This window comes from Mycobacterium paraintracellulare (genome assembly GCF_000276825.1).
GTDB lineage: Bacteria > Actinomycetota > Actinomycetes > Mycobacteriales > Mycobacteriaceae > Mycobacterium > Mycobacterium intracellulare.
In genome coordinates this window covers 1,491,086-1,510,006 of record NC_016948.1, presented here as the reverse complement: position 1 = coordinate 1,510,006, position 18,921 = coordinate 1,491,086, and the positions used below count along the sequence as shown (strand labels likewise).

Genomic DNA, 18,921 nt, shown 5'->3' with positions numbered 1-18,921 from the left:
GGTCTTATGGATGTAGGGCTGAACTCGGAGCAGTTGTCGCTCCGCGACGCCGTACGCGACATATTACGTACGGAGTGCCCGCCTGAGGCCGCCCGCCAAGCGCTCACGGATCCGGAGCGCTGGCGCGCCCTGTGGAAGACGGTCGTGGATCTCGGGTGGACCGAGCTCGCCGCCCCCTCCGAGGAAGAGGCGGGCGACTACGGGCCGGTCGAGCTGGCCGTGGTTCTCGAGGAATGCGGTGCCGCCCTCGCCCCGATCCCCTTGCTGAGCAGCGTCGGTCTGGCCGCGGGCGTGCTGCGTGACGCCGGACTCGACTCGGTCCTGGCCGACATCGCCGGTGGAACCGTGGCGACGCTGGCCGTCCACGCCCCCGGGTCGCGCCTGCCCGGGGCGCCGATGACCCTGCGCGACGGACGGCTGCGCGGTCGTGCGGTCGCGGTCCCCCACCTGTCGCGCGCCGAGCTGGTCGTCACCCTTGCCCGCGACGACGCCGGTGACACCGTGGCGGCGGTCGCGCGTTGCGGCGACGGTGTCACCGTGGTGCCCGCGGCTGACTCCACCGACCCCGCCCAGCCGTTGGCGACGGCCGACATCGACGCCGAGCCCGTGGCCGTCGCGAGCGCCGACGTCGAGTCCGCATTGACGGCGCCGTGGGTGGCCTGCGCCGCGGACCTGATCGGCGTCGCGAGCGCCGCGTTGCGCCGCTCGGTCGAGCACGCGAAGTCGCGGCGCCAGTTCGGCCAACCGATCGGCGCATACCAGGGGATCAAACACGCGTTGGCCGACAACTACGTCGGCCTGGAACGCGCCCGCAGTCTGACGTATGCGGCCGCGGCCCGGCTCGCCGATCCGGCTGCGGCACCCGGCGACGCGTGGACCTCCGCCGCGCTCGCCAAAGCGGCGGCCGGTGACGCGGCCGCCGCCTGTGCGCGCACGGCGGTCCAGGTGCACGGCGCGCTCGGTCAGACCTGGGAGCACGACGTCCACCTCTACGTCAGGCGCGCCTGGCAGGGCGCCGCGCTGCTGGGCGACAGTCGCGCGCTCTACCACGAGGTGGGCCGCCGATTCTGCGGGGGCGCCGCGTGAGCCCGGTGGTGGACGAATTCGGCGCGTGGTTGGCGGAGTTCCTGCCCGACGACTACTACGAGAAGTATCGGCAGTACCGGTGGGACCTGGGCCTGCGGCGCGATTACCAGCGGGCCGCGTTCGAGGCCGGATGGATCCAGCCGACCTGGCCCCGCGAACACGGCGGACGGTCCCTCGGTCTGCGCGACGCCATGGAGGTCCGGCTCGAGGCCGCGCTGCGCTCGGCGCCCAAACTGCCCAACATCGCCGGTCCCAACGTCGCCGCGCCCGGCATTCGTCAGTTCGGCACCGCCGCCCAGGTCGAGCGCCTGCTCGTCCCGCTGTTACGCGGTGACGAATGGTGGGCGCTGGGCATGTCCGAACCCGAAGCCGGGTCCGATTTCGCCGGACTGCGCACGCGCGCCGAACGCGACGGCGACGTGTTCCGGGTCAACGGCCACAAGATCTGGACCACCCAGGCCCACAAGTCGCGGTGGTGCACCCTGTATGCCCGCACGGATCCCGATGCGCCGAAACACCGCGGCATTTCCTGCCTGATCCTGGATCTGCACGCGCCCGGGGTCAGGATCGAGCCGATCCGCATGGCCTCGATCTCCGACGAGACGTTCTGCGAGGTCTTCCTCGACGATGTCGAGGTGCCGGGCGACAACCTGCTGGGGCCGCTCAACGGCGGCTGGAATGTCGCCCTGTCGTCGCTGCAGCATGAACGCCAGATGATCTGGATCATGAACTGGGTCGAGATCAAACGCGGGCTCGAGGCGGTGCGCACCGCCGGCGGCGGGGTCTCGGGCGACGACGTCTACACCGAGCTCGGCTCGCTGATCGCCGACGCCGAAGCCCTGCGGGCCACCGGATATCGCGCGCTGGGCAACGAGCTGGCGGGGCGGCCCAGCCCAGAAGCCGACACCATGAAGCTGCTCGGATCGCTTACGTTGCAGCGTGTTTGGGAACTCGGCGCCGCCGCTGCGGGCCCGGAGTCGGCCGCCGATCCGGACCTGCTGTTCGAACGTCAGGACGCGCTGGCCGCGACCATCTACGGCGGAACGTCGGAGGTGCAGCGCAACATCATCGCCGAGCGGCTGCTCGGACTGCCGAAGGGATGACCACGATGGACTACGACCTCGGCGACGACGCCGGACAACTGCGAAGCCACCTGCGCGAGCTGGTCGCCAACCACATCCCCGCCGACTTCCTCGGCGCCTGCACCGAAAACCCGCAGGACCTCGCCACCACCGAGACGTTCTGCAAACTGCTGGCCACCGAGGGGCTGCTCGCGCTGGCGTGGCCGAAGGAGCATGGCGGCGGCGGGGGTTCGGTTTGGCAGCAGACGGTGCTGCGCGAGGAGATGTGGGCGCAACACGAGCCGCGCGGTCCGCAGTACATGGGGATCAACTGGGTCGGGCCGGCGCTGATGCGGTACGGGACCGAGGAACAGAAAGCCAAGCACCTGGCGGCCATCGCCGCCGGGGATGTCATCTGGTGCCAAGGCTTTTCGGAGCCCGAGGCCGGAACCGACCTGGTGTCGTTGCGTACCCGCGCCGTCGCCGACGGTGACGGATGGCGCATCACCGGGCAGAAGGTGTGGACCTCGTACGCGCTGATGGCGTCGTGGTGCGTGCTGGCGGCGTGCACCGACCCCGACGCCCCAAAACACAAGCGGCTCACCCTGTTTCTGATCCCGATGGACCGTCCCGGTTTCACCGTCCGGCCGATCCCGTCGATGCTGGGGCCGCACCATCTCAACGAGATGTTCCTGGACGACGTGCAGGCGTTTCCCGGCGACGTGCTCGGCGAGGTCGGCGACGGATGGCGGGTGATGCGCGAGGCGCTGGCCTTCGAGCGGGTGGGCATCGCCCGCTACGCGCGGTGCGAGTCGCTGCTCGAACGCATGCGCAGCCAGCTCGGCGACGAGTGGGACGAGCTGCCCGAGACGATTCGGACGCGGTGGGTGCGGGCGCTGGTCGACCTGCGGGTCGCCCGGCTGCTGGCCTATCGCGCCGTGTCACTGCAGGACGATCCGGCGGCGGGCGCGGCCGCCAGCGCCGCGCGCATCGTCACGACGACCCTCGATCAGCAGGTGGCCGAGCTGCTGTTCGACGTGCTGGGCCCCACGGCGCTGGACAGCGGCAGTTCCGCGCCGCTGCACGGGGCGATCGAAGACCATTGGCGTTACGCACAGGCGGCCACCGTCGCATCGGGCACCATCGAAGTGCAGAAGATGCTGGTGGCACGAGACGTGTTGGGAGGAAGCCGGTGAAAACCGATCTGCCACAAGACATCAGCGACTTCGCCGCCGTCGCGGGCAAGCGGCTCACCCGATTAGGCGGACCGCCGGCCGCGCTGCGCGCCGAGGCCGACGACTCCGTCCGGGACGCGGCCCGTGCCGCGTTGAACGAGGTGGGCGCGTTCGACCTGGACGTGCGCTCGTCCCCGGACGATCTGCTGGCCGCCGCGGTGCTGTGCCAGGCCGCCGGCGCCACGGTGCTGCCCTATCCACTTGTGGAGGAGCTGTTGTCGATCGATGGCGCGCGGCTGGCCCTGGTGAATCCGAAAGCCCCGCGCATCGACCACGGCGATTTGGCCGGCGACTGGATCGCCGCGGACCTGGACGGCAACCGGTACCGGCCGCGGCCGGCCGCGCGCACCGGCGCCAAGCTGGGGCCGTTCCTGGTTCCGGCGACCTTGGGCGCACCCGAGGGAAGCGTCGGAGCCCCCGACGTTAACCTTCATCTCGTGCTCGGATCATGGCGGATTCTGGGAGCGGTGCAGCAGTCGCTGCAGATCGTCACCGAGCACGTGCGCGCCCGGATCCAGTTCGGTAAGCCGCTCGCGGACTTTCAGGCCGTCAGGTTTGCCGTCGCGGACGCCGCCGTCGCGGTGCGCGGGCTGCACGAACTCGCGAAGTACACGATCTGCCGACCCGAATCGCTGCCGGCGCCGATCCATTCGGCCGACGCACTGGTGCTTCGGCTCAAAGCCGCCGACACCGCGCGCCAGGTGATGCGCACGTCGCACCAGTTACTCGGGGCCCTGGGTTTCTGCGACGAGTCCGACGTCAGCGTGCTCGACCGGCACACCCAGCCGCTGATCCGGTTGCCGCTGGGCACCGACGAACTCGCCCTGCGCCTGATCCCCAGCGTGTCGGACGGGTCGCTGGAGACGCTGTTCAGCGAGCCGGTATCTGCGTGAGCCGCCGCACGACGATTGAGGAGGAACGGCGAAGGTGACCGCCGGCGACGATGCAGAGCGAAGCGATGAGGAGGAGCGGCGAAGGTGACCGCCGGCGACGATGCAGAGCGAAGCGATGAGGAGGAGCGGCGCAGGTGAGTAGCGAACCTGTCGCGGCCGAAGCGGCGGCGAACCCGTTCGCCGACGGGGTTCCCTTCGGAACCAAGCTGCGAGAGCTCGCCGAACAACGTGGGAACGATGCCGGCGTCACGATCGTCGCGCTCGACGGCACCGCGCAGACGCTGACGTTCGGTGAGCTCGACGCCCGCGCCAACCAGTGGGGCCGCGCCCTCGCCGCCGCCGGCGCCGCAATCGGTTCCCTTGTGGCGCTTGCTATTCCGAATTCCCAGCATCTGGTGCTGGCGACGCTGGGGTGCTGGAAGATTGGCGCGGTTCCGGTGCCCATGCACTGGGATCTTCCCGAGTGGGAGCGCGACCGGGTGCGCGAGGTGATCGATCCCGCCGTCGTCGTCGATGAAAAGAGCCGCTGGGACCTCGACGCCCGCGCGGCCGCCGAGTCCGACGGCCCCCTGCCGGTGGCCGTCTCCCCCACCGCCAACGGGATCTGCAGCAGCGGTTCGACCGGCGTGCCCAAGGTGATCCTCAACCTGGCGCCCTCACTGTGGATCCCCCAGCAGGGCGAGCCGTTCCTGTCGAACTGGACACCGGTTTCCCAGCCGCAGACGATCATGGTGCCCGCGCCGATGTATCACACCAACGGCTTCGCCACCTTCCTCATGCTGCTGGCGGGCGACCATCTGGTGATACTCGAAAAGTTCGACGCCGCATTGGCTCTCGATGTGATCGAGCGCTTTCGGATCACCAACTTCACCGCGACGCCCACCATGCTGGCGCGCATCGCGGCCCGGCCCGACGTCCGGGAGCGCGACCTGTCCAGCATCGTCTTCATTCTGCAGGGCGCCGCGGTGATGCCGCCCTCGTTGCTGCATACGTGGTTCGAACTGCTCAGCCCGGAGCAGATCGTGACGGCGTACGGGATGACGGAAAATCTGGGGCTCACCGCGCTGCGCGGCGACGAGTGGCTCGCCCACCCGGGCAGCGTGGGCCGCGGATTCCGGGACACCGAGATCCGGATTCTGGACGCAGAGAAGCGGCCGCTGGGTCCCGGCGAGGACGGGGACGTGTATCTGCGGGCACCGATGAGCGCGGGGTATCGCTACCTGGGTGGGGCGCCCCCACTGCCGTCGACCGAGGACGGCTTCCGCTCCGCCGGGGACATGGGCCACCTCGACGAGGACGGCTTTCTCTACATCGTGGACCGCCGCGTCGACATGATCGTCAGTGGCGGCGCCAATGTCTTTCCCGCCGAGGTCGAGTCGGCGCTGGCCGGCCACCCAGGTATCGCCGACGTGGTCGTGATCGGGCTTGCCGATCCGCAGTGGGGGCGCCGCGTGCACGCGGTGATCCAGCGCGCCGAGGCCGACGGCGCCGAGCCCCTCACCGAGCAGGGCGTGATCGACTACGCGAAGAGCCGCCTGGCCCCCTACAAGGCGCCCAAGACGGTGGAATTCGTCGACGCGATACCGCGCACCGCGGCCACCAAGGTCAACCGCTCGGCGATGATCGCGGCGCGGGGCGGCTGAGCGTCCGACCGTCGGTCGGCGCGACGACCCAGAAGGTATGGCTTCGCGGATGGGCCCCAGGACGCGGTAACCTCATTCTCAGAGCGTAAGGACTGCGCCAGGGAAGGGAACAGCGCCGATGACCGCCCCCAATGACGAAGCCGAAGTGACGCGCGGCGACCGCTTCATCAAGACCGCCGTCGCGATCCTGGGCGAGACGGGACGCACCGACTTCACCGTGCAGGAGGTCGTCGCCCGCTCCAAGACGTCGCTGCGGGCCTTCTACCAACACTTCGCCAGCAAGGACGAACTACTTCTGGCGCTGTTCGACAGAACCATCGCTCAATCGGTTCAGGCCTGGCGCGCCGAAACCGCGGGACTGGACAGCACGTCGGCCCTGAAATTGCTGATCGATCGGCTCAGCGAGCAACCGGAATCGAGCACCCAGGACAGTCTGAATCGCGCGCTGACCCTCTACAACCAGCACTTGGCCGAGACTCGTCCCCGTGACTACGCCCGGGTGCTCACACCGTTGCACCGGCTGACTCGCGACATCGTCGGGCAGGGCATCACCGAGGGCGTCTTCAACCCCGGATTGGACGTTGGTGCGGCCGCCGCCATCGTCATGCAGACGGTGATGGGCGCGCAGCGATTGCGTTGGCTGGGTTCGGAATTGAACGGCGCACCCGTGGATACGGGCCACCTCTACGACTTCTGCAGCCGCGCGCTCGGCATCCGCGAGACGGACGAAGAGTCGACGGTCCCGTCGCTGGCCGAGCTGTTCGCTCAGATCGGCATGCGCCCGGGCAGCCGCAACGGCGAGTTCGCGATGACCATGCCGGTCAGCCCGCAAGTCGTCAACACGTCCGGCGCCCTGCAGGGCGGCTTGATCGCGACGCTGGTGGACGTGGCGGGCGGCCAATTCGGGCTGGATTACCTGGAGCCGGGCACCACGATGACGACCTCGGATCTGTTTGTGCGCTACCTGCGGCCCGTCCGCCAGGGCTCGGCGTTCGCGGTGCCCAAGGTGTTGCGATCCGGACGACGGGCGATGGTGATGCAGGTGGACATCTTCGGCGACGGAGACGGCGACGACGACGAATTGCTCGCCACGGCCACCGTGAACTTCGCCATCATCAACGGCGCGACGCCGACGATCGGGCCGCGGGCCGACGAATAACGCGGGTGTCCCTCGCTGCCCAGCGGTGGTAACGTCGTTACCACGCAATGAGAATTTAGACCATTTGCAAGGAGATCGCCATGCCGTCTCGCGAGCTTCCCTTCCCGGTTTTCGACGCGGACAACCACATGTACGAGCCGCAGGAGGCGCTCACCAAGTTCCTGCCGGACAAACGCAAGAACGTCATCGACTACGTCCAGGTGCGCGGCCGCACCAAGATCGTGGTGCGCGGCCACATCAGTGAATACATCCCCAACCCGACGTTCGAGGTGGTGGCACGCCCGGGCGCCCAGGAGGACTACTTCCGCAACGGCTCACAGGGCAAGAGCTATCGCGAAATCCTCGGCGAGCCAATGAAAGCCATCCCGGCCTTCCGCGAACCGGGCGCGCGCCTGGAGGTCATGGACGAGCTCGGCATCGACTTCGCGCTGATGTTCCCGACACTGGCCAGCCTGGTCGAGGAGCGCATGAAGGACGACCCGGAGATGACCCATGACGTCATCCACGCCCTCAACGAATGGATGTACGAGCAATGGTCGTTCAACTATAAGGACCGCATCTTTGCCACCCCGGTGATCACCCTGCCGATCGTGGACCGTGCGCTCGAGGAACTGCAGTGGTGCCTGGAGCGCGGCGCCCGCACGGTGCTGGTGCGTCCCGCGCCGGTGCCCGGCTACCGCGGCAGCCGGTCGTTCGGGCTCGAAGAATTCGACCCGTTCTGGCAGGCCTGCGTGCGGGCCGAGATCCCCGTTTCGATGCACGCCTCGGACAGCGGCTACTCCGAATTGCTCAACATCTGGGAGCCGGGCGACGAGTTCCTGCCGTTCAAGCCGACCGCCTTCCGCAGCCTGGCCATGGGCCATCGCCCCATCGAGGATGCGTTCGGTGCCCTGATCTGCCATGGCGCGCTGTCCCGCAACCCTGACCTGCGGATACTGTCCATCGAGAACGGCGCGGACTGGGTGCCGACCCTGTTCCGGGGCCTCAAGGGCGTCTACAAGAAGATGCCGCAGGCGTTCACCGAGGACCCGATCGAGACGTTCAAGCGGTGCGTCTACGTCAGCCCGTTCTGGGAAGACCGGTTCACCGAGATCGTCAACATGGTGGGCACCGACCGGGTGGTCTTCGGATCCGACTGGCCGCACCCCGAGGGCCTGAAAGACCCGATCACGTTCGTCGACGAGCTGGCCGATTTCAGCGACGAGGACAAGGCAAAGATCATGGGCGGCAACCTGATGAAGCTGATGAAGGTTTCCGCGCCGGCGTCGAAGAAGCCCGTCTCGGCCTGATCGCGCGCCGGGCGCAGTCCGCTGGACGGCCGAAACATGATGTGCGCCCGTTGCTTTGGGCGGCCATCGCGCACTCGCACGTCGGCAGCGCGTAGTCGATCCACCTGATTGCGGGTGTGGGCATGACGTGACGGGTCCGCGTGGCGCCGCCGATGGCGCACTCGTGCAACGCGTTTCCGCACCCACGCGCCACCGCCGATGGCTATCTCGATTTTCGGCAACGTCAATTTTGCGCGTCGCCGAATTCGCCGGATGTAACACTCCGGTATCAAACCGTTGCGATATGCAACTAATACCATTGCTAATCTGAACATCTACGTGTGCAAAATTGGTCGCTTGATTTGACCCGGTTACGACTCTGATTAGCCCGCAGGCCCGTCGAAAACTGCGAGGAGGAACGGCCAGATGGTGGCCGAAAAGGACTGGGACCGAACGGTCGGCGCGGCCGAGGACGTGCGGCGCGTCTTCGAGAATGTCCCCATGCTGTTGGTCGGCCTCGAAGGGCCCGAGCACCGATTCGTCGCGGTCAACGCGGCGTACCGCGTCCTCAGTCCGCCCATCGACTCGATCGGGCTGCTGACGCGCGAGGTCTATCCCGAACTGGTGAGCCAGGAAATCATCCAGATGTTCGACCGGGTGTACCAAACGGGCGAGCCGCAATCGGGAACAGAGTGGCGGGTCCAAGCCGACTTCGACGGCGCGGGGCAGGCGCAGGAACACTTCTTCGACTTCATCGTCACGGCACGCCGCGCCGAGGACGGCACGATCGAGGGCGTGCAGCTGGCGTTCACCGACGTCACAGACCGGGTGCAAACGCGGATGGCCGCCGAGGCGCGCCTCGAGGAGCTGTCCGAGCGGTACCGCAACGTCCGCGATTCCGCCACGGTCATGCAGCAGGCGTTGCTCGCGCCGTCGGTGCCCGTCATTCCCGGCGCGGATGTGACGGCGCAGTATCTCGTCGCCGCGGAGGACACCGCGGCCGGTGGCGACTGGTTCGATGCGATTCCCCTGGGGGACAGGCTGGTTCTCGTCGTCGGTGACGTCGTCGGCCATGGTGTCGAAGCGGCGGCGGTGATGTCGCAGCTGCGGACCGCGCTGCGGATGCAGGTCGTGGCGGGATATCCGATCGCCGAGGCGCTCGAGGCCGTCGACCGGTTCCGCAAGCACGTGCCCGGGTCGAACACGGCCACAATTTGCGTCGGCGCGCTCGATTTCGGCACCGGCGAATTCCGTTACTGCACCGCCGGACACCCGCCGCCGCTGCTGGTGACGTCCGAGGCGACCTCGCGCTATCTCGAGCCTTCCGGCGCGGGTCCGCTCGGCAGCGGCACCGGGTTTCCGGTCCGCACCGAGTTCCTCGATGTGGGCGACTCGATCCTGCTGTACACCGACGGCCTGATCGAGCGGCCCGGCCGGCCACTGGGCGCCAGCACCGCCGAATTCGCCGAACTGGCCGCGAATATCGCCGGCGGCCAACGCGGCTTCGTCATCGAATCATCGATGCGAGCGATCGACCGAATCTGTTCGGAGACACTGGAACTGCTGCTGCGCTCGACCGGCTACAGCGACGACGTGACACTGCTCGCGGCGCAACGCCGCACTCCACCCGCGCCGCTGAACATGACGCTGGACGCAACCCTGCACGCCGCCCGCGCGGTACGCACTCGGCTCCGGCAGTGGCTGGCGGAGATCGGCGCCACCGCCGACGACATCTCCGATGTCGTGCACGCGATCTCGGAGTTCGTCGAGAACTCGGTCGAGCACGGGTACGCGACCGACGTCTCCGACGGCATTGTCGTCGAAGCGATGCTGTCCGGCGATGGCGATCTGCACATTTCGGTGATCGACCGCGGACGGTGGAAGGATCACCGCGAAGGCGAAACGGGCCGCGGCCGCGGCCTTGCCATGGCCGAAGCCTTGGTGTCGGAGGCGCACGTCAGTCACGGCCCCGATGGGACGACCGCGCGGGTGACGCACCACCTGTCGCGGCCGGCGGACTTCGTTACCGACTCGCTGGTCAGCCGCGCGACCCGTCAGCCGACGGTCAACTCCGAATTCGTCTCCGCGGTCACCGAACCGGGCCGCATCGTGGTCAGCGGCGACGTCGATTCCAACACCGCGTCCACGCTGGACCGTCAGATCGCGGTCGAAAGCCGTTCCGGCGTCGCACCGTTGACCATCGATCTCAGCGCGGTCACCCACCTCGGATCGTCGGGCGTCAGCGCCCTTGCCGCCGCGCGGGAGCGGGCACAACGACAGGGCAGCGAGTACGTGCTGGTGGCCCCGCCGGGAAGCCCGGCGCACCACGTCTTGTCACTGGTGCAGATCCCGGTGGTCAGCGGTCTGGCCGAGAACGTCGTCGCCGAGGGCTAGGACCGCTCGGACCGCTCGCCGTGCCGTACCTGGCTGAACGGCACCCCGCGGTCGGCGGCATATTCGCGGGGGAAGCCCAGCACCCGCTCGCCGATCACGTTGCGGGCCATTTCCGTTGTGCCGCCGCCGATCGCGACCGTCTGCCGCGACAGGTAGCGCAGCCCCGCCTCCAGGCCGGCGCCCGGCTCCCCCACCACGCCGGCGCTTCCCGCGATCTCCAGCGCCGTGTCGACGTCGGTGGTCACGGTTTCGGAGTGGAACAGTCTGATGAGCGTTCCGGCCGCCGGCGGCAGGACGCCGTCTCTGACACTGCGGTACACATGGCCGATCAACTGCTCGGCCACCGCGCGGTGCACCAGGACCCTGCCGGCCTTTTCCTGCACGCGTGGGTCGTCGGCCTGTCCGGTCTTCTCCACGAGGCCGACGTAGTCGACCGGGATCGCGTTGCCTCCCTCGCTGCCGCCGCCGCTGGCGAACTCCGAGCCCTGCCCCACTGCGCGGCGCTCGTGGTACAGCTGTCGCGAGGCCACCGCCCAGCCGCCATTGACCTCCCCGACAACGGCGTCGTCTGGAACGTCGACTCCGTCGAGGAACTCCTCGCAGAACTCGGTGGAACCGCTCAGCATGGTGATGTGCCGCAACGTGATTCCCGGATGAGAGATGGGCACCAGGAACATGGTCAGGCCCTCGTGTTTGGGCACATCCCAATTCGTGCGGGCCAGGCACAGGCCGTAATCGGCGGCGAACGCGCTCGTGCTCCACGTCTTGGCGCCGTTGATGATCCAACGGTCGCCATCGCGCTCGGCCCGGGTGAGCACGCCGGCCAGGTCCGATCCGCCGCTGGGTTCGCTCAACAATTGCACCAGCACCTCTTCGCCGCGCAGCGCCGCGGCGATGTGCTGCTTCTTCTGGTCTTCGCTGCCGGTGTCGAGCAGCGTTGCGCAGCAGATGGTGAACGTCGGGGTGTTAAGGATCAGGGGCATTTCGTAGTCGAGGGTTTCGGCGTCGAATGCCTTTTGGTATTCGTAGTCCAGCCCCAGACCGCCATACTCGCGGGGAAAGCAGATGCCGGCGAATCCGCCGTCGTACAAGCGCTTTTGGAGTTCTCGGGCCCGCAGCCAAGCCCGCTCGTCGTCGCGCGGGGCCGGTGGTGGGGCGTCGCGGTCGATGGCGGGCATGTTGTCGGCCAACCATGCCCTGGCCCGGGCGGCGAACTCTGCGACAGATTCGGTGTGCGTCATCTGTCCGAACGACCCGCCTTTTCGAACTCGTACACCCGCAGGTTGTGTTCCTCGGGCGTACCAAACATGCTGCGGTACAACGTAACCCGGCGAAGGTACAGGTGCAGGTCATGCTCCCACGTGACACCGATGCCGCCGTGCATCTGTACGCAGGCCTGGACGATCTGGCCGGCCATCTCCCCCACGTAGGACTTCGCGATGCTGGCCGACAATCCCGCCTGCGGCGCGCGACCCGCCACGTTGTCCACCGCCGCCCACGTGGTCGCCCGGCAGGCCTCCAGCCACAGCTTCATGTCGGCGAACTTGTGTTTGAGGGCCTGATACGACGCCAGCGGGCGACCGAATGTGTGCCGGTCCAGCGCCCACTGGGCGGTGAAGTCAAACACCGTTTGCAGGACGCCGACGACCTCGGCGCACTGCAACACCTGGGCGATCTGGCTTTGTCGATCGACCAGTGCGGGCGTCTCACCGGCGGTGCCGACGGCCGCAGACCGGGGCACGACGACACCCTCGAAGCGCACGCGGGCGTATTGCTTGACCAAGTCCACCGACTGCTGGGGCTCGATGCTGACGCCCGGAGCATCCGTCGGGACCAGAAACTGGCGAATCTCAGCGCCATTCGGGCCGCCGCGCGCCACCACCAGCAGCGCCGAGCTCTGGGCGCCCGCCTCGACGCGGTCCTTGACGCCGTCGATGCGGTAGCCGGCGTCGGTTTCGGTCGCCGTCACCGCGGGAGCCAGTGGCGCCCAGCCCTGGCCGGGCTCACAAACCGCCCACGACGCCACCGATTCACCCGCGATCAGCGCCTCGATGGCATCGGCGTGCGCTTCGGAGTTGGAGCACTCGGCGAGCGTCGACAGGACGGTGCTGACCGGATACAGCGGCCCGGGCGCGACCGTCTTTCCGAGCTGCTCGGCGACCATCGCCAGGTCGGCGAAGCCGCTCTCCGACACGCTCCCGCCGCCCAGCTCCTCCGGAACGAGCAGCCCCGTCCACCCGAGCTCCGCGGCGCGCCGCCACCACGCTGGGTCAAACGACGCCCCCTCGGCGTGTAGCTCCCGCACCCGGCGCAGCGGCGCTTCCTTTTCGAGAAAGGCCTGGGTCGTCGAGGTGAAGAGGACCTTTTCGGGGGAGTCGATGGTGGTCATGGTGCCGAGGGGATCCTTCTTGACATTCGATCGCTGCGGGTGCAACGGAAACGGTTTGGGTGTTTGATCATCCGCCCGATCGGTCCTCGGTTGGCTGGCATTTCTGATGTTAGCAACGGGCAATACGGTAAGAGATACCGGAGTTCAGTCGGTAAAAGCGGTGACGAGGTTTCCGCCTCGGCGAACAGCGCGGGCCGTCGCGTTTACCCGGACGAGCCGTTCCTACATGGCGAACACGCGGCGCACCGCCTGGGCGTGCAACGCCCGGTTCTCCCGGGAAACAATCCAATCCGGCACCATCGAGTCGAAGCCATTGAAGGTCGCTGCAATCACATGCAATTCGGTGTGGACGTAAGCGTGCAGCAGCCGATTGGCGTAGTCGATGGCCTCGTCGCGACAGGGATCGATCTCGGAGCAGCTGACGAACGTGGGTGGCAGCCCCTCGAGGTTCGCCCGGTGCGCCGGGACGTGTTGCCCACTGGCGCTGGCGTGGCCGAGGTAGTGATTCCATGCCCGGCTCACGGCCGGGCCGTTGAGGCCCGGGGTGCGCTGGAACTCGCGACGCGACGGCGTGGCGTCGGAGTCGAGCATCGGCTGGTGCAGGATCTGCATCAGGATGGCCGGACCTTCCTGGTCGAACATGCGCTGGGTCAGGCCGGCGACCAGCGCCGCGCCGGCGTCGCGCCCCATGACCGCGATGCGGCCGGCGTCGGCGTCCAGTTCTTCACTGTTGTCGACCACGTAGCGGAAGGCCGCTTCGACGTCGTCCAGCGCCGCCGGGCACGGATTCTCCGGCGCCAGCCGGTAGTCGACGGAAACCACCAGACAGCCGCCGTCGCGGGCCAACTCCACGCAGTGCGCATGGTCCGTCTCCAGGTTGCCGGTGACGAACCCGCCGCCATGGGCGTACACCACCAGGGGCGCCGGGGATTCGGTGTCGCCGCGGTACAAACGGAGCCCCAGCTGACCGCCGGGCCCGGCGATGGATCGGGAGTCGATCGAGACGCCGCTGGTGTCGGCCGCCGCGGCGCGCTGGGCGGCCAGCAGGTTGGCGTGCTCCCGTTCGGCGGCCAGTGTCTCGGCGCGGAACTCGAAGGCGCCCAACTCGACGGCGGCGTCGCGCAGTACCGGGTCGATGCGGGTGAGGCCGTGTGGGCGGGCCAGGTTCGTCTGTGTCATACCTATTCGTTTTCTCCGGCTCGTCATGCACGCTAAACCACCTTCAAGGTAGACCTGCGCGTTTGGCCGGAGGCAGACGAGGTAGGTATTGGCGCGAAAAGCCCCGGGGCGGCGCGGCGAACGGGACCGGCCGTGCCGAACGCGTTGCGGCATTGCCTAACCGGGGTGTGGCGATCGCGCGAGCCGTTGGGATTCGTTGCTATTTATACTATGATAGCTAAATTCCGCTCGGTACACACCCGCCGTGGACTCGCGGTCGACGATCGGTCCGCGCGAACGGCCTGACTCGGTTGTTTTCAGGAGGAAGCGCTGATGACGCTCAGCACTGACCCGAACGGTCAGCCCGTGGTGCCCCCGCTCGACTTCACCGGTGAAACCAGCCCCTATCCGTTCTTCGAGTACATGCGGCGCACGGACCCGGTCTGGCATGGTTCCCTGGCCGATTCCGGACAGCTGCCCGAGGAATTGCGGCCCGACGACGAATGGGTCCTGTTCGATTACGACGCTGTGTCCCAGGCTTTCCGCGACGACCGGGTGTTCACGTCGGCCGCCTACGACAAGACCATCGGGCTGGTGATGGGACACACCATTTTGGCGATGGGCGGCAGGGAGCACCACGACCACCGCAACCTGGTGGCCAAAGCCTTTCGTGCGACCGCGCTGGCGCGGTGGGAGCCCTCGGTCATCGGGCCGGTGTGCGATCAGCTCGTCGACGAAATCAAGAACGACGGCCAGGCGGACCTGGTGAAGGCGGTGACCTTCGAGTTCCCGACGCGGATCATCTCCACGCTGCTCGGTCTGCCCGCCGAAGATCTCGACCTGTTCCGACGCCTGTCGCTCGACCTCATCTCGATCCCGACCGACATCGAGGCGGGGTTGAACGCCGCCACCGAGCTCTACGACTACTTCCTCAAACAGGTCGAGCAGCGCAGGCGCAAGCTCACCGACGACATCATCGGAGACCTGGTCGCCGCGGAGATCGACGGCGAGAAGCTCACCGACGAGGCCATCATCGCCTTCCTGCGGCTGCTTCTTCCGGCCGGGCTGGAAACCACGTACCGTTCGTCGGGCAATTTGCTGTATCTGCTGTTGACGCACCCCGAGCAGCTGGCGATGGTCCGTCGGGACCGATCCTTGCTGCCGATGGCGATCGAGGAGGGCCTACGCTTCGAAACGCCACTGACCACGGTCATGCGTACCACGACCGAGGAGGTCGAAATCGGCGGTAAGACAATCCCGGCCAACGCCCAGATCGACATGTGTATGGGTTCGGCCAATCGCGACGAGACCCGCTGGACCGATGCCGATACGTTCGACATCTGCCGCCCGCGCCAGGCCCACATCGCCTTCGCGGGCGGCATTCACATGTGCCTGGGCATGCATCTGGCGCGACTGGAAACGCGGGTCATGTTGAACAGCCTGTTCGATCGCGTCGAGGATTTGGCGTTCGTCCCCGACGACGGCACCGGCGTGGAATCCAAGATCGTCGGGCTCACCTTCCGGTCGCCCAACAAGCTTCCGGTCACTTTCGCGCCCGCCGCATGAAAAGCCGCGCAGCGATCCTGCACGACGTGGGAGGGCCGTGGTCGGTCGAGGAATTCGAACTGGATCCGCCCAAGGCCGGAGAGGTCCTGGTGCAGATGGCCGCCGCCGGCTTGTGCCACTCCGACGACCACATCCTCAAAGGAGACATGTCGGCGCCCAATGAGGTGATGCGATCCCTCGGCCTGCCCACCATGTTCCCGACGATCGGCGGCCACGAGGGCGCCGGGATCGTGCGTGAGGTCGGCCCGGGCGTCACCGACTTTGCGCCAGGCGACCACGTGGTGATGTCGTTCGTCGCGGTGTGCGGCCAATGCCGTTGGTGCGCCAGCGGAATCGAGTACCTTTGCGACCAGGGCATCGGCACCATGGTCCCGGGAATGCCCACCGACGGCACGTTCCGCCACCACACGGCCGACGGCCGGAAGCTGGGCCACATCTCCAAGATCGGCGCCTTCGCCGAACACACGGTGGTATCGACGAATTCATTGGTGAAGATCGAGCAACACCTGCCGCTGGCCTCGAGCGCGCTGCTGTCGTGCGCCATCCCGACCGGATACGGTTCCGTCGCCAACCGGTCCAACATGCGTGCCGGCGATACCCTCGTGGTGATCGGCGTCGGCGGGATCGGCACGGGCGCCATCCAGGGAGCCCGGATCAACGGCGCCGCGCAGATCGTGGCCGTCGATCCTGTTGACTTCAAACAGAAATCGGCTTTGCAATTCGGTGCCACGCACAGCGTGGCGACGACGACCGAGGCGCTGGACCTGGTGCGGGGTCTGACGTACGGGGTGATGGCCGACGCCGTGGTGGTCTCACCGTCGTTGATCACCGCCGAGGACGTCCGCGATGCGGTGCGTCTCACCCGCAAGGGCGGCACCTGTGTGCTCACCGGCATGACGTCGCAGTTGACCCGGTCGGTCAAGATCGACCTGCAGGACTTCATCTTGACCAATAAGACGTTGGCGGGCACCATCTTCGGCTCGTGTAACCCGAAGGCGGACGTCGCCAGGTTGGCGAGGCTGTATGAGACGGGTCAGTTACAGCTCGACGAGATGATCACCAAGCGCTATCGCCTCGATGAGGTCAACGACGCCTACGACGATCTGCTCAACGGCAAAATCGTCCGGGGCATCATCGATTTCGGGATAGCCTGAAATCCTGCTTACATCTTGATCGCGGGGATCAGCCTACTGAGATTCCAGAGCCGGTCTCGTCGCGCCGACAGGCAGGAGATCGCCAGTGCGACAGCGGTTATCGCGGCCAGCACGATGATCGCCTGCCATAGTCGGGCGTCGATGCCGCCCAGGATGAGCTGCCGGAGCCCGTTGACGCCATAGGTCATCGGGTCGAAGCGGTGCAGGATCTGGAACGGCCGTGACGTGGTTTCCACGGGGTACATGCCGCCCGCACTGACGAGCTGCAACATGAGCAGAGCCATGATCAGCACCCGGCCCACCGCTGGACCGACAAGCGCGTTGATCGCCTGCGTCGCGGCTACGAACGCACCGGAGATCAGCACCATGAACCCCAGCATGGCCGCCGGATGGACGGCGTGCATACCGAGGGCGAACCGGACCACGCAGTAGAGAATGACGGCTTGGAATAGCGCGATCGCGGCGGCGGGCAGGTAGCTGGCGAGCACCACGCGGAATGCGAGCACCTCCGCCGCGATCGGGCGAGTCTGCAAGGGCCGCAGCACCATCCACAGCACCAACGCACCGAAGAACAAGGCGAGCGTGAGGAAGAACGGAGCCATCCCGGTGCCGAAGTTGGGCGCGGCGTTCTCATGTGAAGCCTCGAGTTGCACCGGACCACCAATGGTTTCGGCGACCGCATCCTTTTGCTGGCTTGTCCAGTTGGGTACCTGCTTGGCCCCGTCGGCGAGTTTGGTCGCCAGCTCGGCCGATCCCGCCTTGAGTTGTCGTGCGCCGTCGTCGAGCTTGGCGATGCCACCGGCCAATTCGGCGTTGCCGGTGGCGACTTGCTGGGCTCCGTCGCGCAGCTGGGTGAGCTTGTTCGTCAGCTCCTGTCCCTTGCTGCCGACCTGGTCGAGCGCCGACCCCAGGGGGCTGCCCGGGTTCCGCAACCCCGATGTCATGGCGATCGCCACGTTCTGCGCGTCGGTGAGCTGCTGGCGGATCTGGGGCGTGAATTGGTGACCCCGGAGCTGATCCTGGATGCCGCGCAGGTTGTTCGCCAGCGGATCCTGTCGTGCGGAGAGCTGGTCGATCACCGATGACAGCGAGTTTGCGGCGGCATCCTGCGCCCCGGCGATGGCACCGAGTTGGTCGTTGGCCTGCGCAAGAGCTGCCGCGCCCTGTTGCAATTGCTGCGTGCTGCCGCCGATTTGCGACACCGCCTTGGTCACCGCGAGCAGCGGGTCGGTGGCCTGGTTGATTCCGTCTGACAGTTGCTTGGCGCCCGTGGCAAGCGTTGCCGATCCGGACCGCGCGGTGTCCAGGCCGGACACCAGCTGACCGGCGCCGTCATCGAGTTGCGCGGCCCCGTCTGCGGCCTGCTTGATCCCCGATCCCGACGAAACCACCACCGACAGCATCTGATTGACGGCCTGTCCCGAGATCCGGCTGGACACGGCGTTGAGCACCTGGCCGATGGCGGTACGACCGATACTCGTCGAGATGTAGTTGTTGGCGTCGTTGTAGACGGCGATCAGGTTGGCCTTCTTGGGTTGCCCGGTCACCGGCGATGCAATGGCCGCGCTGAAATCGGGCGGTAATTCGACCATGAAGTAGTACTTGCCGTGGTCGACTCCGTTGCGTGCCTCCGCTAGGTCCACGACGTGCCAGTCAAGGCCGCCGTCCGCGGTCAGGCTCTTGGCGATCTCCGCGCCGGCGTTGAACTGTTGCCCGGATACGACGGCACCACGATCGGAGTTGACCAACGCCACGGGCATCTTGTTGGTGTGGCCGAACGGATCCCAGAACGCCCACAGGTACAGCGCCCCGTACACAAGGGGTAGCAGCATCAGTACGACGATGGCCACGCGCGTCAAGCGGCTACGGCCGAAACGTTTGATCTCCGAGCCAAAGGCGAGTCCAGCCAACATCG

General features: G+C 67.3%; 14 protein-coding genes and 1 pseudogene. 11 read left to right on the top strand and 4 right to left on the bottom strand.

The window, feature by feature from the left end:
- Nucleotides 1–6: 6 nt before the first annotated feature.
- The 9 genes and pseudogenes from OCQ_RS07235 to OCQ_RS07200 all read left to right on the top strand — a co-directional run bounded on the left by OCQ_RS07235 (nt 7) and on the right by OCQ_RS07200 (nt 10,739).
- Complete coding sequence (locus OCQ_RS07235) at nt 7–1,086, top strand: acyl-CoA dehydrogenase family protein (RefSeq protein WP_026071491.1); 1,080 nt, start codon at nt 7–9, stop codon at nt 1,084–1,086.
- A pseudogene (locus OCQ_RS27385) lies at nt 1,083–1,658 on the top strand (acyl-CoA dehydrogenase family protein); the annotation flags it as partial. The gene OCQ_RS07235 and the pseudogene OCQ_RS27385, both read left to right, overlap by 4 nt.
- Nucleotides 1,659–1,667: 9 nt before the next feature.
- Nucleotides 1,668–2,189, top strand: coding sequence for an acyl-CoA dehydrogenase family protein (locus tag OCQ_RS27380; protein ID WP_438362691.1), 522 nt, complete (start codon nt 1,668–1,670; stop codon nt 2,187–2,189).
- On the top strand, nt 2,186–3,343 hold the full coding sequence (locus tag OCQ_RS07225) for an acyl-CoA dehydrogenase family protein (RefSeq protein WP_009957675.1): 1,158 nt from the start codon (nt 2,186–2,188) through the stop codon (nt 3,341–3,343). Before OCQ_RS27380 ends, OCQ_RS07225 begins: the two co-directional genes overlap by 4 nt.
- Nucleotides 3,340–4,275, top strand: a complete 936-nt coding sequence (locus tag OCQ_RS07220; RefSeq protein WP_008255026.1) for an acyl-CoA dehydrogenase family protein — start codon at nt 3,340–3,342, stop codon at nt 4,273–4,275. The genes OCQ_RS07225 and OCQ_RS07220 overlap by 4 nt, the downstream gene beginning before the upstream one ends.
- Before the next feature lie 134 nt (nt 4,276–4,409).
- Nucleotides 4,410–5,918: a class I adenylate-forming enzyme family protein gene (locus tag OCQ_RS07215; protein WP_008255024.1), complete on the top strand. Its 1,509-nt coding sequence runs from the start codon at nt 4,410–4,412 to the stop codon at nt 5,916–5,918.
- A gap of 118 nt (nt 5,919–6,036) precedes the next feature.
- Nucleotides 6,037–7,077, top strand: coding sequence for a hotdog fold thioesterase (locus OCQ_RS07210; RefSeq protein WP_008255023.1), 1,041 nt, complete (start codon nt 6,037–6,039; stop codon nt 7,075–7,077).
- Nucleotides 7,078–7,157: 80 nt separating this feature from the next.
- The gene (locus OCQ_RS07205; RefSeq protein WP_008255021.1) at nt 7,158–8,366 is read left to right on the top strand and encodes an amidohydrolase family protein; all 1,209 of its coding nucleotides are present in this window, start codon (nt 7,158–7,160) and stop codon (nt 8,364–8,366) included.
- A 405-nt stretch (nt 8,367–8,771) separates the two neighbouring features.
- Nucleotides 8,772–10,739 (top strand): SpoIIE family protein phosphatase, encoded by a 1,968-nt coding sequence (locus OCQ_RS07200; RefSeq protein ID WP_014384128.1) that lies wholly within the window; start codon nt 8,772–8,774, stop codon nt 10,737–10,739.
- Here the strand turns inward: OCQ_RS07200 and OCQ_RS07195 are convergent.
- The 3 genes from OCQ_RS07195 to OCQ_RS07185 form a co-directional block, all read right to left on the bottom strand.
- On the bottom strand, nt 10,736–11,980 hold the full coding sequence (locus OCQ_RS07195; RefSeq protein ID WP_009957678.1) for an acyl-CoA dehydrogenase family protein: 1,245 nt from the start codon (nt 11,978–11,980) through the stop codon (nt 10,736–10,738). The two genes, OCQ_RS07200 and OCQ_RS07195, sit on opposite strands and share 4 nt — an antisense overlap.
- Nucleotides 11,977–13,128 carry an acyl-CoA dehydrogenase family protein gene (locus tag OCQ_RS07190; RefSeq protein WP_043955648.1) on the bottom strand — a complete coding sequence of 384 codons (1,152 nt, stop codon included), beginning with the start codon at nt 13,126–13,128 and terminating at the stop codon, nt 11,977–11,979. The genes OCQ_RS07195 and OCQ_RS07190 overlap by 4 nt, the downstream gene beginning before the upstream one ends.
- 222 nt (nt 13,129–13,350) lie before the next feature.
- Complete coding sequence (locus OCQ_RS07185) at nt 13,351–14,307, bottom strand: alpha/beta hydrolase (RefSeq protein WP_008255011.1); 957 nt, start codon at nt 14,305–14,307, stop codon at nt 13,351–13,353.
- A gap of 312 nt (nt 14,308–14,619) precedes the next feature.
- On the opposite strand from OCQ_RS07185, the gene OCQ_RS07180 reads away from it, so the two are divergent.
- Together OCQ_RS07180 and OCQ_RS07175 are read left to right on the top strand one after the other, a co-directional pair.
- On the top strand, nt 14,620–15,852 hold the full coding sequence (locus OCQ_RS07180; RefSeq protein WP_008255006.1) for a cytochrome P450: 1,233 nt from the start codon (nt 14,620–14,622) through the stop codon (nt 15,850–15,852).
- On the top strand, nt 15,849–17,006 hold the full coding sequence (locus OCQ_RS07175; protein ID WP_009957681.1) for a Zn-dependent alcohol dehydrogenase: 1,158 nt from the start codon (nt 15,849–15,851) through the stop codon (nt 17,004–17,006). Before OCQ_RS07180 ends, OCQ_RS07175 begins: the two co-directional genes overlap by 4 nt.
- 8 nt (nt 17,007–17,014) lie before the next feature.
- On the opposite strand, the gene OCQ_RS07170 is transcribed toward OCQ_RS07175, so the two are convergent.
- Nucleotides 17,015–18,919, bottom strand: a complete 1,905-nt coding sequence (locus tag OCQ_RS07170; RefSeq protein WP_014384126.1) for a YhgE/Pip domain-containing protein — start codon at nt 18,917–18,919, stop codon at nt 17,015–17,017.
- Between the last annotated feature and the right edge of the window lie 2 nt (nt 18,920–18,921).